This window comes from Pseudomonas sp. B12(2026), from assembly GCF_057767015.1.
Map to the genome: position 1 here is coordinate 2,507,446 of NZ_CM173430.1, position 13,265 is coordinate 2,520,710.

Genomic DNA, 13,265 nt, shown 5'->3' on the forward strand with positions numbered 1-13,265 from the left:
GAAGAGCAATGTCCACCCTACGGGGGGCCGTGCTCAGCGCTTGGCCAGCAGCGCCTTGGCCACGCGCGAGCCGTTGGGCTTGTCGAGTACCGCGCAGATGCGCTGGCCGGCGTCGATCAGCTGGTCGAGGTCGATGCCGGTGTGGATGCCCAGGCCGTTCATCAGGTAGAGCACGTCCTCGGTGGCGACGTTGCCGGTGGCGCCCTTGGCGTAGGGGCAGCCGCCCAGGCCGGCGACCGAGCTGTCGAACACCGCGATGCCTTCGAGCAGGCTGGCGTAGATGTTCGCCAGGGCCTGGCCGTAGGTGTCGTGGAAGTGCCCGGCCAGCTGTGCGCGCGGCACGCGTTGGCCGACGACTTCGATCATCCGGCGGGTGGCGCCGGCGGTGCCGACGCCGATGGTGTCGCCCAGGGAGACTTCGTAGCAGCCCATGGCGTGCAGTTCGGCGGCGACGGCGGCGACCTGCGCCACGTCCACCTCGCCCTGGTAGGGGCAGCCGAGCACGCAGGAAACGTAGCCGCGCACGCGCACGCCGTGCTGGCGGGCCGCTTCCATCACCGGGACGAAGCGCTCCAGGCTCTCCTTGATCGAGCAGTTGATGTTCTTCTGCGAGAAGGCCTCGGAGGCGGCGGCGAATACCGCGACTTCCTCGACTTTCGCTTCCAGCGCGGCCTCGAAGCCCTTCAGGTTCGGCGTCAGGGCGGCGTAGGTGACGCCGGGCTTCTGCCGGATGCCGGCGAAGACTTCCGCCGAGCCGGCCATCTGCGGCACCCACTTGGGCGAGACGAAGCTGCCGACTTCGATGTAGCCCAGGCCGGCGGCGGTGAGGTCGTCGACCAGACGCACCTTGTCGGCGACGCTGATGGGCTGTTTTTCGTTCTGCAGGCCATCGCGCGGGCCGACTTCGACCAGGCGGACGGATTGGGGCAGGGTCATGGTTTGTCCTCGTTGGTTTCAGGCGAAGGGCGGTTTTGGCTCTTCGTAGGAGCGAGCTTGCTCGCGAACCCGCCGCACATCGGACGCTCAGGGTGCAATGCGTTCGCGAGCAAGCTCGCTCCTACAGGGAAAAGCGTCAGGCCGACGCTTCTTCCAGCTCCACCAGCGCGGTGCCTTCCGACACCAGTTCGCCTTCGCTGCAATACAGCGATTTCACCACGCCGGCATGCGGCGCGCGAATGCTGTGTTCCATCTTCATGGCTTCGAGCACCACCAGCGCGGCGCCGGCTTCGACGCTCTGGCCGGGTTCGACCAGGATGCGCACGATGCTGCCGTTCATCGGTGCGCCCAGCCCGCCGTGGTGGGCGTGGGCGGCTTCGGCCTCGGCGATCGGATCGAAGCGCTGCACGCCGACCAGCTCGCCGTTCCACTCCAGATAGAGGCTGTCGCCCCGGCGGATCACCTGATGGCGGCGGCGCAGTTCGCCGTCCTTCACATCGAGCCACTGACCATCGAGCTTGGCGATGCGCTGGCCGTCGGCATGGCGCAGGCGCACCACGTGGGACTCGCCCTTGGCCAGCAGGTGCAGGTCGGTTTCCCCCGGCAGGCCGCTGCGCCAGCCGCTGCGGGCGGACCAGGGCGAATGGGCGTCGTCGCCGCGCACGCGGGCGGCTTCGCTCTGCACCCAGGCTTCGGCGGCCAGCTGCCAGAAGCGCTTGGGCAGGGCGGCGGGGGCGGGCAGCAGGGCGTCCTGGTGACGGGCGATGAAGCCGGTGTCCAGCTCGCCCTCGGCGAAGGCCGGGTGGGCCAGCACGCGACGCAGGAACGCCAGGTTGGTCTTGAAGCCGCCGACGGCGGTTTCGCCGAGCATCGACAGCAGGCGCTGGCGGGCTTCCTCGCGGTTCTCGCCCCAGGCGATCAGCTTGGCCAGCATCGGGTCGTAGAACGGCGAGATGTCGTCGCCCTCGCGGATGCCGCTGTCCACCCGGCGGCCGGGGCCGGCGGCGGGTTCGCGGTACAGCGCGAGGTGGCCGCTGGCGGGCAGGAAGCCGCCTTCGGGGTCTTCGGCGTAGAGCCGCACTTCGATGGCGTGGCCGTTCAGCGGCACCTGCTGCTGAGTCAGCGGCAGCGGCTCGCCACGGGCGACGCGGATCTGCCAGGCCACCAGGTCGAGGCCGGTGATGGCTTCGGTGACAGGGTGTTCCACCTGCAGGCGGGTGTTCATTTCCATGAAGAAGAACTGGCCGCTGCCTTCGTCGTAGAGGAATTCCACGGTGCCGGCGCCGACGTAGCCGATGGCCTGGGCGGCGCGCACGGCGGCTTCGCCCATGCCCTGGCGCAGTTCGAGGGAGAGGCCCGGCGCCGGCGCTTCTTCCACCACTTTCTGGTGGCGGCGCTGGATCGAGCAGTCGCGTTCGTTGAGGTACAGGCAGTTGCCGTGCTGGTCGGCGAACACCTGGATTTCCACGTGGCGCGGCTTGGTCAGGTACTTCTCCACCAGCATGCGCGAGTCGCCGAAGCCGGACTGCGCCTCACGCTGGGCGGATTCCAGCGCCTCGGCCAGCTCGGCCTCGCGTTCGACCACCTTCATGCCCTTGCCGCCACCGCCGGCGGCGGCCTTGAGCAGCACCGGGTAGCCGATGCGCTGCGCCTCGCGCTGGAAGGTGGCGTAGTCCTGGGCTTCGCCGTGGTAGCCGGGCACCAGCGGCACGCCGGCGGTTTCCATCAGCGCCTTGGCCGCGGACTTGCTGCCCATGGCGTCGATGGCGCTGGCCGGCGGGCCGAGGAAGATCAGCCCGGCCTCTTCGCAGGCGCGGGCGAAGCCGGCGTTCTCCGAGAGGAAGCCGTAGCCGGGGTGGATGGCCTGGGCGCCAGCGGCTTTCGCGGCGGCCAGCACGGCGTCCGCGCGCAGGTAGCTCTCGGCCGGCTTGGCGCCGCCCAGGTCGATGGCGATGTCCGCTTCCTCGACATGGCGGGCGTTGCGGTCGGTGGCGCTGTGCACGGCCACGGTGGTCAGGCCCAGGGCCTTGGCGGTGCGCATCACGCGGCAGGCGATCTCGCCGCGGTTGGCCACCAGCAGGGTATCGATCTTGCTCATCAGGCTTGCTCCTGCCAGGCCGGTTTGCGTTTTTCCAGGAAGGCGCGCAGGCCTTCCTGCCCCTCGGGGCTGATGCGGATGCGGGCGATGGCCGCTTCGGTGTAGCGGCGCAGTTCGGGCTTGAGTTCGCCGGCGCCGATCTCGTGGAACAGCGCCTTGCAGGCCACCAGGGCCGCCGGACTGTTGTTCAGCAGGTTGGCGATCCAGGCGTTGGCCTTTTCGTCCAGCTCGGCGGCCGGGAAGTGCTCGTCCACCAGACCCAGCTCGCGGGCACGCACGCCGCTGAAACGCTCGGCGGTCATGGCGTAGCGGGTGGCGGCGCGCTGGCCGATGGCCTTGGTGACGAACGGGCCGATGGTCGCCGGGATCAGGCCGATGCGCACTTCGGACAGGCAGAACTGCGCGTCCTCGGCGGCCAGCGCCATGTCGCAGCAGGCCACCAGGCCGACGCCGCCGCCGAAGGCCGCGCCCTGCACCACGGCGAGGGTCGGTTTCTTCAGCTGGTGCAGGTTGTAGAGCAGTTCGGCGAGCTGCTGGGCGTCGGCCAGGTTGCCCTGGTAGTCCAGCTGCACGGATTCCTGCATCCAGGAAAGGTCGGCGCCGCCGCAGAAGTGCTTGCCGCGTCCGCGCAGCACCAGCAGGCGCACGCGGTCGTCGGCGGCGACGACGTCGAGCGCGCGGATCAGCTCGGCGATGGTCTGGGCGTTGAAGGCGTTGTTCTTCTCCGGGCGGTTCAGCCAAAGATTGGCGACGCCGCGCGGGTCGATGTCGAGTTCGATGTTCATATAGCTACCTTCGGTCGCTAGCGGCAAGCTGTAATCCGAAAGCTGCAAAGAGCACCGCTTGCAGCTTACAGCTTGAGGCTTGTGGCTGTTCTTACATTCGGAAGACGCCGAAGCGCGTGGCTTCGACAGGCGCGTTGAGCGAGGCGGAGAGGGCGAGGCCAAGCACGTCGCGGGTCTGCGCCGGGTCGATGACGCCGTCGTCCCACAGGCGCGCGCTGGAGTAATACGGGTGGCCCTGGCGCTCGTACTGTTCGAGGATCGGCGCCTTGATCTTCGCCTCGTCCTCGGCGGACAGCGCGTGGCCGGCGCGTTCGGCCTGCTCGCGCTTGACCTGGGCGAGCACGCCTGCGGCCTGTTCGCCGCCCATCACGCCGATCCGCGCGTTGGGCCACATCCACAGGAAGCGCGGGTCGTAGGCGCGGCCGCACATGCCGTAGTTACCGGCGCCGAAGCTGCCGCCGATGATCACGGTGAACTTCGGCACCTGGGCGCAGGCCACCGCGGTGACCAGCTTGGCGCCGTGCTTGGCGATGCCGCCGGCCTCGTACTTCTGGCCGACCATGAAGCCGGTGATGTTCTGCAGGAACAGCAGCGGGATGCCGCGCTGGCAGGCCAGCTCGATGAAGTGCGCGCCTTTCTGCGCGGCTTCGGCGAAGAGGATGCCGTTGTTGGCGAGGATCGCCACCGGGTAGCCGTGCAGGTGGGCGAAGCCGCACACCAGGGTGGTGCCGAACAGTGCCTTGAACTCGTCGAATTCGCTGCCGTCGACCAGCCGCGCGATGATCTCGCGCACGTCGAAGGGCTGCTTGCTGTCCACCGGGATCACCCCGTACAGCTCGTCGCTGGCGTACAGCGGGGCGCGCGGGGCGAGGGTGTTGAGCTTGCCCTGCTTGCTCCAGTTGAGGTTGGCGATGCAGCGGCGGGCGATGGCCAGCGCATGCTCGTCGTCCTCGGCGTAATGGTCGGCCACGCCGGAGGTCTTGCAGTGCACGTCGGCGCCGCCCAGGTCCTCGGCGCTCACTACCTCGCCGGTGGCGGCCTTCACCAGCGGCGGGCCGGCAAGGAAGATGGTGGCCTGGTTGCGCACCATGATGGTCTCGTCGCTCATCGCCGGCACGTAGGCGCCGCCGGCGGTGCAGGAGCCCATCACCACGGCGATCTGCGGGATGCCCTGGGCGCTCATGTTGGCCTGGTTGAAGAAGATCCGGCCGAAGTGCTCGCGGTCGGGGAACACCTCGTCCTGGCGCGGCAGGTTGGCGCCGCCGGAGTCCACCAGGTAGATGCACGGCAGGCGGTTCTGCTGGGCGATGGTCTGGGCGCGCAGGTGCTTCTTCACGGTCAGCGGGTAGTAGCTGCCGCCTTTCACCGTGGCGTCGTTGCCGACGATCATGCATTCCACGCCTTCCACCCGGCCGATGCCGGCGACCACGCCGGCGGCGGCGACGTCTTCGCCGTACACGCCGTGGGCGGCCAGGGCGGAGATTTCGAGGAAGGGCGATCCGGCGTCGAGCAGGCGGTTGATGCGTTCGCGCACCAGCAGCTTGCCGCGCGCGGTGTGCTTGGCTTGGGCGGCGGCGCCGCCGCCTTCATGGACGCGGCCGAGCACGGCGCGCAGGTCCTGGACGTTCTCCAGCATGGTCGCGGCGTTGGCGGCGTATTCAGGGGAACGCGTATTGATTTGGGTGTTGAGAATGGTCATTCGGTTCTCCGCGAGCTGTAAGCCTCAAGCTTTAAGCTGCAAGCAGGCGCATGGGCTCTTGCTTGCAGCTTGGTGCTTGCCGCTTGTGGCTTATTTAGTTTCGTTGAACAGCTCGCGGCCGATCAGCATGCGGCGGATTTCGCTGGTGCCGGCGCCGATCTCGTAGAGCTTGGCGTCGCGCAGCAGGCGGCCGGTGGGGAACTCGTTGATGTAGCCGTTGCCGCCGAGGATCTGGATGGCGTCCAGGGCCATCTGCGTCGCGCGCTCGGCGGTGTAGAGGATCACCCCGGCGGCGTCCTTGCGGGTGGTCTCGCCACGGTCGCAGGCCTGGGCCACGGCGTAGAGGTAGGCGCGGCTGGCGTTGAGCTGGGTGTACATGTCGGCGACCTTGCCCTGGATCAGCTGGAACTCGCCGATGCTCTGGCCGAACTGCTTGCGGTCGTGGATGTAGGGGACGATCACGTCCATGCAGGCCTGCATGATGCCGATCGGGCCGCCGGCGAGGACCACGCGCTCGTAGTCCAGGCCGCTCATCAGCACCTTCACGCCGCCGTTGACCGCGCCGAGCACGTTCTCTTCCGGCACTTCCACGTCATCGAAGAACAGCTCGCAGGTGTTGGAGCCGCGCATGCCCAGCTTGTCGAACTTGCTGCCACGGCTGAAGCCCTTCCAGTCGCGCTCGACGATGAACGCGGTGATGCCGTGGGCGCCTTTCTCCGGCTCGGTCTTGGCGTAGATCACGTAGGTGTTGGCGTCCGGGCCGTTGGTGATCCAGGTCTTGCTGCCGTTCAAGACGAAGCGGTCGCCGCGCTTCTCGGCGCGCAGGCGCATCGACACCACGTCGGAGCCGGCGTTGGGCTCGCTCATGGCCAGGGCGCCGATGTGCTCGCCGCTGATCAGCTTGGGCAGGTACTTGGCCCTCTGCTCGGCATTGCCGTTGCGCTTGATCTGGTTGACGCACAGGTTGGAGTGCGCGCCGTAGGACAGGCCGACCGAAGCCGAGCCGCGGCTGATCTCCTCGATGGCGATGACGTGGGCCAGGTAGCCCATGTTGGCGCCGCCGTATTCCTCGGCGACGGTGATGCCGAGCAGGCCCATGTCGCCGAACTTCTTCCACATGTCCATGGGGAACAGGTTGTCGGCGTCGATCTGCGCGGCGCGCGGGGCGAGTTCAGTGGCGACAAAGCCACGCACCTGCTCGCGCAGCATGTCGATGGTTTCGCCGAGGCCGAAGTTGAGGGAGGGATAGCTCATGGGGTCACCTGTTGTACTTGTAATTGGATGATTGATTGGACCTGCCGCGCGTCGGTCAGGCTGCGTTGAAAGCCTCCTCCAGCGCGCAAGGTCCGGGTTTGTCCTAGCTCGTCACGCGCTGCTTCCGGGGGTCGTCGGTCTCGGCCATGGCCGCGAGGCAGCGCTCCTCGGCCGTGTCCAGTTCGAGTTTCATCTGCTCGATGTCCAGCAGCTGCTGCTCCAGCTGCGCGCGGCGGGCGGTGATCTTGCCGAGGAAGGTCTGCAGCTGCTTCTGGTTGCCGCTGGAAGGATCGTAGAGGTCGATCAGCTCCTTGCACTCGGCCAGCGAGAAGCCGATGCGCTTGCCGCGCAGGATCAGCTTCAGCGCCACCAGGTCCTTCGGGCTGTAGACGCGCTCCTGGCCGCGGCGCTCGGGGCTGAGCATGCCTTGCTCCTCGTAGAAGCGGATGGCGCGGGTGGTGACGTCCAGTTCGCGGGCCAGCTCGGAGATGGTGTAGGTCGTGGGCATGGGAATGCTCTTGCTCGGTCGTTTACCTTTACGTTAACGTAAACCTGCCTCGAGTCACTGTCAACACAGCTCGCGGGCGGCGCGGGAAAGGCGAGCGGCGCGGGAAATGTGCCCTGCCGGCGTTAGCCTTTCCTACCAGGGGCTTCCCCTTTACTGACGCCGCCCGGGGGTGTACACAGCCCTGACCAGCCTGCGAGTTCCGCGCCGCAATCGGGTGCGGAACCTACCGGAGCGATGCATGACCACAAGAACAATAAGCGGCGACCTGCCGCGCGAAGCCCACCTGGCCCGCGAACATCTGCAACAGGAAGGCGAAGTCCCCAGCGGCGTGCTCCGCGAGGAAATCGACGCCTCCTGGCGGCGCAGCCTGGGCCATGGCCTGGACTGCGCCAGCGGCACCGAGCACGGCCTCGACACGCGGGTCAAACCCGACGTGCTGCTGGCCGGCAACCGCCTGCTGCTCGACGCCGCCACCCCCGAACTGGACTACCTGCACCAGCGCCAGGGCCACGACGGCGTGATCATCCTGGCCAACGCCGACGCCACCATCCTGTCCGTCGAAGGCGCCCGCGAGCGCCTGAAGTGCAAGGGCCTGGCCGACATCGTCGAGGGCGCCTGCTGGAGCGAAGCCTCGCGCGGCACCAACGCCCTGGGCACCGCGCTGGTGGAAAAACGCGCCACGCAGATCGACTGCGGCGAACACTTCCTCGACCGCCTGAGCCGCTTCTCCTGCACCTCGGTGCCCATCGAAGGGCCGCAGGGCGCGCTGCTCGGCGTGCTCGACATGACCCGCGACGGCCCGCTCTCCGGCCCGCAGGAAAGCCTCTCGCTGCTCAGCCTCGCGGTGTTCCAGATCGAGGCGCGGCTGTTCGCCGTCAGCCACCCGGGGCAGGTGGTGATCGCCTTCCATTACCGCCGCCAGTACCTCGACTCCGCCTGGCAGGGCCTGCTGGCGCTGGGCCTGGACGGCAAGGTGCTGGCCGTCAGCGGCCAGGCCTGCCAACTGCTTGGCGCCAGCCGTGAAAGCCTGGTCGGCCGGCGCAGCGAAGACTTCCTCGGCCTGCGCGGCGAACAACTGCTGGCGCGGCTGAACCAGGGCGGCGTGGGCAGCCTGCAGACGCCCAAGGGCGAGCTGTTCTACAAGACCCTGCAGGCGCCGCTGCGCAGTCACTCCGTGCCGGTCAGCGCCCGCGCGCCGCGCCCGGCCGCCGGCCCCGACCTCGAAGCCCTGGCCGGCAGCCACCCGCGCTACGCCCGCGCCCTGCGCATGGCGCGCCAGGGGCTGGTCAACGAACTGCCGGTGCTGCTGCTCGGCGAGACCGGCAGCGGCAAGGAAGTGGTCGCCCGCGCCCTGCACCAGGCCAGCGCGCGCAGCGACAAACCCTTCGTCGCGGTGAACTGCGCGGCGATTCCCGAGGGCCTGATCGAATCCGAACTGTTCGGCTACCGCGACGGCGCCTTCACCGGCTCGCGGCGCGGCGGCATGGTCGGCCGGCTGCAACAGGCCCACGGCGGCACGCTGTTCCTCGACGAGATCGGCGACATGCCACTGGCCCTGCAAGCGCGCCTGCTGCGCGTGCTGCAGGAACGCAAGGTGGCGCCGCTGGGCGCCGGCGAGGAGCAGGACATCGACGTCGCGCTGATCTGCGCCACCCACCGCGACCTCAAGCGTCTGGTGGAGGAAAAGCAGTTCCGCGAGGACCTTTATTACCGCGTCAACGGCATCAGCGTGAAGCTGCCGGCGCTGCGCGAGCGCGACGACCTCGCCGAGCTGGCCGCCGGCCTGCTGGCGCGGATGGGCGCGCCCAAGGTCAGGCTCTCTGCCGAACTGCTCGGCCTGCTGCGCGAGTACCACTGGCCGGGCAACATCCGCCAGCTGGAGATGGTCCTGCGCACCGCCCTGGCCATGCGCGAGGAGGGCGAGGAGTGCCTCGGCCTCGACCACCTGCCCGACAGCACCCTGGACGAACTCAGCGCCGGCGAGCGCCCACAGAGCGGCAGCATCCGCGAGAATGAACTGGAGCTGATCCGCCAGGCGCTGGAGCGCCACCAGGGCAACGTCTCCGCCGCCGCCGACGCGCTGGGCATCAGCCGCGCCACGCTGTACCGCAAGCTCAAGCAACTCAAGGTGGGCTGATGTTCTTCACCCGCCTGATCGAGAGCGACGACCCGCAGGCGCTCAAGGCCTCGCTGCGCTGGCTGTACGGCTTCGTGCGGCCGCACAAGGCGGCCATCGCCGGCCTGCTCGGGCTGTCGTTCTGCGCGTCCTTGCTGGTGCTGGCGCAGCCCTGGCTGACCAAGCTGCTGATCGACGACGGCCTGCTGGCGAAGGACTTCCCGGTGCTGGTGATGGTCGCCGGGGCGATGATCGTCGTCGGGCTGGTCGGCACCGCGCTGTCCGGCCTCAACCGCTTCCTGCACACGCGACTGTCCGGGCGCATCCTGTTCGCCCTGCGCGATGCGCTGTACCGCCACCTGCAAACCCTCTCGCCGAGCTTCTTTGGCCGCCGCCGCATCGGCGACCTGATGTCCCGGCTGGACGGCGACGTCGCCGAAATCCAGCGCTTCGCCGTGGATTCGCTGTTCTCCGCCGTCTCCAGCGTGATCGGCCTGGTCGGCGCGCTGGCGCTGCTGCTCACCCTGTCGTGGCAGCTCTCGCTGCTGGTGGCGCTGCTGATCCCGCTGGACGTGCTCTGGCTGCGCTGGATGCGGCGCAAGGTGGAGTGCGAGGCGCGCGGCCTGCGCGAGCGCTCGGCGGACCTCTCGTCGTTCTTCGTCGAGACCCTGCCGGCGATGAAGTTCATCCAGTCCGCCGGCCAGCAGAGCCGCGAAGCCGGGCGCCTGGAGGGGCTGGGGCAGGGCTACCTGGGCCAGCTGCTGCGCCTGCAACTCACCGAATTCTTCACCCAGGCGGTGCCCGGCACGCTGATGTCGCTGTCGCGCGCCTGCGCCTTCCTGGTCGGCGGCTACTGGGTGGTGCAGGGCACCTGGCAGTTGGGTTCGCTGATCGCCTTTTCCACCTATCTGGGCATGGCCATCGGCCCGGTGCAGAGCCTGCTCGGCCTCTACGTCGCCCTGCAGCGCATGACCGTCAGCCTCGGCCGGGTGATGGAGCTGCGCGGCGAGGAAGCCGGCATCGTTTCGCCCGCCGCGCCCCGGCCGATGCCCACGGTCGGCGAGCTGCACCTGGAAAACCTGCACTACGCCTGGCCGGGCCGCGCGCAACCGGTGTTGCAGAACGCGCAGGCGGTGATTCCCGCCGGCCTCAAGGTCGCCCTGAGCGGCCCCTCGGGCGTCGGCAAGAGCACGCTGATCGACCTGCTGCAACGCTTCTACGACCCCGACCAGGGGCGCATCCTGCTCGACGGCGTGGACCTGCGCGAACTCGACCTGCACGCCCTGCGCCGGCGCGTGGCGGTGGTCAGCCAGGACATCGTGCTGTTCCGCGGCAGCCTCGCCGACAACCTCGCCTACAGCGCCCCGGAATCCAGCCGCGCCGCCATCGACAAGGCCGCCCGCGCCGCGCAGCTCGACAGCCTGATCGCCAGCCTGCCGGAAGGTCTCGACAGCCCGCTGGGCGAGCGCGGCCAGCAGCTTTCCGGCGGGCAGAAGCAACGCATCGCCATCGCCCGTGCGCTGCTGCAGGACCCGCTGATCCTGGTGCTCGACGAAGCCACCTCGCAGGTGGACGAAAGCACTGAGCGCGAGGTGATCGCCGCCATCGACCAGCTGTTCGACGGCCGCACACGGCTGCTGATCAGCCATCGTCCTTCGACCCTGGCCGCCGCTGACCTGCATCTGGAATTGCAGGACGGGCAACTGCGGGTGCGCGAGGCGCAGGCGGAGCGACGCCATGAGGCCTGAGGTGCGGGTTGGCGTGGTGGACAGCGGTCACGCCTCCGAGCAGGCCGGTTCGGTGATTGGCGGACAACGCTTTTGTCTCTCCGATGATGGATTGGACCGACTGCCACTGGCGGTTGATCTCCTTGGCCACGGCAGCGCCGTCTGCGCGGCGATCCTGTCCCGCGCGCCGGATGCGCGCTTGTGCGTTGCCCAGGTTTTCGACGCGCGCGGCGTGACCAGCCCATTGCAGATCGCCGCCGCGCTGCACTGGCTGGGCGGGCAGGGCGTGCGGGTGATCAACCTGAGCCTCGGCGTGCGCCAGGATCGGCCGATCCTGCGCGAGGCCGTGACGGAGCTGGTCGAGGCCGGTGTGCTGGTCTGCGCGTCGAGCCCGGCGCGGGGCGAGCCGGTGTTTCCGGCGAGCTGTCCGGGGGTGCTCCGGGTGACCGGCGATGCACGCTGCGGCGAGGGCGAATGGTCCTGGCTGGACAGTCCGCAGGCGGATTTCGGTGCGGCGGTGAAGGTGGCCGGGCGCTCCGGCGCGAGCCTGGGTTGCGCGGCATTCAGCGGCCACCTGGCTGCGTTGCTGGTGGAGCGGCCTGAGTTGTCGAATGGGCAGCTCGTCGAGGCGATGCGTGAGCGGGCGGCGTTTCGGGGGATCGAGCGGAAGGTGAGTCTGTGAGCGATGAACCCATCCTGGTCCTCGGCGCCGGCCCCGCTGGAGCGGCGGTCGCCCTCGGCCTGCGCCGCCTCGGCCATGCCGTCGTCGTCATCAGCGAATGGCGCCGCTTCGCCGCCGTCGAGGGCGTGTCCCCGCGCGTGCTGGAAGGGCTGCGCAATGCCGGGCTGAACCGCGCCCTGGCCTGCGCCGCGCCGCCCTCGCAGCGGCGCGTGCAGTGGAACGGCGTGGAAAGCGCGCAGAACATCGAATGCGTCCTCGACCGCCCGCGCTTCGACGCCGGGCTGCGCGAGGACCTGGCGGCGGCGGGCGTCGGGCTGATCGAGGCGCAGGTGCTGGCTGTCGACGCGGAGGGCGCCGGTTGGCGCGTCAGGCTCGAAGGCGGCCGGGACGTGCAGGGCGCCTTTCTCGTCGAAGCCCGAGGCCGGCAGGCGCCGCTGAACCAGAACGGCCAGAAGGCCCGGCGCGGCCCGGAAACCCTCAGCCTGCTCAACCGCTGGCAGGGCGAGCCCGGCCCGCTGGCCAGCGCGGTGGAAAGCCTGCCGGACGGCTGGGCGTGGATGGCGCGCCTGGGCGATGGGCGCTGCTACTGGCAGCTGACCCTGGACGTCGCCAGCAGCCGCTTGCCGCCGCGCGAACAGCTGCTCGACTACTGCCGCGAACGCCGCGCCGCATCGCAGCGGGCGCGGGCATTCTTCGGCGATATCGAGGAGCGCGAGCTGGACCTGCACGCCCGCAGCAGCACGGCGATCCTCTGTCTGGAAGCCTGCGGCGACAACTGGATTCGCGTCGGCGATGCGGCGATGGCGGTGGACCCGCTGTCCGGCAACGGCATCTTCCAGTCGCTGTCCTCGGCCTTGCAGGCGCCGGTGGTGATCAACACCCTGCTGCGCGCGCCGGAGCGCGCGGCCTTGGCGAAGCGTTTCCACCAGCAGCGGGTGGAGCAGCTGTTCCTGCGCTTCGCCCGCGTCGGCCGCGACTTCTATGCCAGCGAGGCGCAGTGGTCCGAGCAGCCTTTCTGGCAGGCCCGCCGCGCCTGGCCGGACGAGCAGCCGAGCCACGCTCCGGCGGACTTCGCCGGCCTGCGCATCGAGCGCGCGCCGGTGTTGCACGGGGATTTCGTCGATGAGGCCGAGGTGGTGGTCAGCGCCGACCAGCCGCTGGGCATCTGGCACCTCGACGGGCTGGAGCTGGCGCCGTGGCTGCGGCGGATGCGGGAGGAGCCCGAAGCCCGGGTGCTGGCCGACCTGCCGCCGGAGCGGCGCCGGGCCTTCCAGGGCTGGCTGCTGACACAGGGCTATCGCCCGGGTTCGTAACTGCCGGGAGCGCAGACCGTAGGATGGGTGGAGCCTGCGATACCCATCATTCCAACGGACGACCGCATGGGTATCGCTGCGCTCCACCCATCCTACGAAGAGCGTTCAGGCAAGCGTAGGAGCGGACCTTGTCCGCGATCAGGCACC

General features: G+C 69.3%; 10 protein-coding genes. 4 read left to right on the plus strand and 6 right to left on the minus strand.

Annotation, left to right across the window (positions count from 1 at the left end; genetic code table 11):
- Window positions 1-33: 33 nt before the first annotated feature.
- From AC3B6A_RS11755 to AC3B6A_RS11780, 6 genes are all read right to left on the minus strand, one after another.
- Complete coding sequence (locus AC3B6A_RS11755; protein WP_488402922.1) at window positions 34-936, minus strand: hydroxymethylglutaryl-CoA lyase; 903 nt, start codon at window positions 934-936, stop codon at window positions 34-36.
- Between the two features lie 136 nt (window positions 937-1,072).
- Window positions 1,073-3,034: an acetyl/propionyl/methylcrotonyl-CoA carboxylase subunit alpha gene (locus AC3B6A_RS11760; RefSeq protein WP_488402924.1), complete on the minus strand. Its 1,962-nt coding sequence runs from the start codon at window positions 3,032-3,034 to the stop codon at window positions 1,073-1,075.
- Window positions 3,034-3,819, minus strand: coding sequence for a gamma-carboxygeranoyl-CoA hydratase (locus AC3B6A_RS11765; protein WP_488402925.1), 786 nt, complete (start codon window positions 3,817-3,819; stop codon window positions 3,034-3,036). The genes AC3B6A_RS11760 and AC3B6A_RS11765 overlap by 1 nt, the downstream gene beginning before the upstream one ends.
- Before the next feature lie 91 nt (window positions 3,820-3,910).
- A complete protein-coding gene (locus AC3B6A_RS11770) occupies window positions 3,911-5,518 on the minus strand; it encodes a carboxyl transferase domain-containing protein (protein WP_488402927.1) in 1,608 nt (535 codons plus the stop codon).
- 90 nt (window positions 5,519-5,608) lie between these two features.
- Window positions 5,609-6,772: an isovaleryl-CoA dehydrogenase gene (locus tag AC3B6A_RS11775; protein WP_488402928.1), complete on the minus strand. Its 1,164-nt coding sequence runs from the start codon at window positions 6,770-6,772 to the stop codon at window positions 5,609-5,611.
- A 103-nt stretch (window positions 6,773-6,875) separates the two neighbouring features.
- Window positions 6,876-7,280, minus strand: a complete 405-nt coding sequence (locus tag AC3B6A_RS11780; protein WP_488402930.1) for a MerR family transcriptional regulator — start codon at window positions 7,278-7,280, stop codon at window positions 6,876-6,878.
- 238 nt (window positions 7,281-7,518) lie between these two features.
- Here AC3B6A_RS11780 and AC3B6A_RS11785 point away from each other — a divergent pair, with 238 nt between their 5' ends.
- The 4 genes from AC3B6A_RS11785 to qhpG are packed head-to-tail and all read left to right on the plus strand — an operon-like array spanning window position 7,519 to window position 13,118.
- The gene (locus tag AC3B6A_RS11785) at window positions 7,519-9,417 is read left to right on the plus strand and encodes a sigma-54-dependent Fis family transcriptional regulator (RefSeq protein ID WP_488402931.1); all 1,899 of its coding nucleotides are present in this window, start codon (window positions 7,519-7,521) and stop codon (window positions 9,415-9,417) included.
- On the plus strand, window positions 9,417-11,144 hold the full coding sequence (locus tag AC3B6A_RS11790) for an ABC transporter ATP-binding protein (protein ID WP_488402933.1): 1,728 nt from the start codon (window positions 9,417-9,419) through the stop codon (window positions 11,142-11,144). Before AC3B6A_RS11785 ends, AC3B6A_RS11790 begins: the two co-directional genes overlap by 1 nt.
- Window positions 11,134-11,805, plus strand: a complete 672-nt coding sequence (qhpE, locus tag AC3B6A_RS11795) for a subtilisin-like serine protease QhpE (protein ID WP_488402934.1) — start codon at window positions 11,134-11,136, stop codon at window positions 11,803-11,805. Before AC3B6A_RS11790 ends, qhpE begins: the two co-directional genes overlap by 11 nt.
- The gene (gene qhpG / locus AC3B6A_RS11800) at window positions 11,802-13,118 is read left to right on the plus strand and encodes a flavin-dependent monooxygenase QhpG (protein ID WP_488402936.1); all 1,317 of its coding nucleotides are present in this window, start codon (window positions 11,802-11,804) and stop codon (window positions 13,116-13,118) included. The genes qhpE and qhpG overlap by 4 nt, the downstream gene beginning before the upstream one ends.
- Window positions 13,119-13,265: the final 147 nt, after the last annotated feature.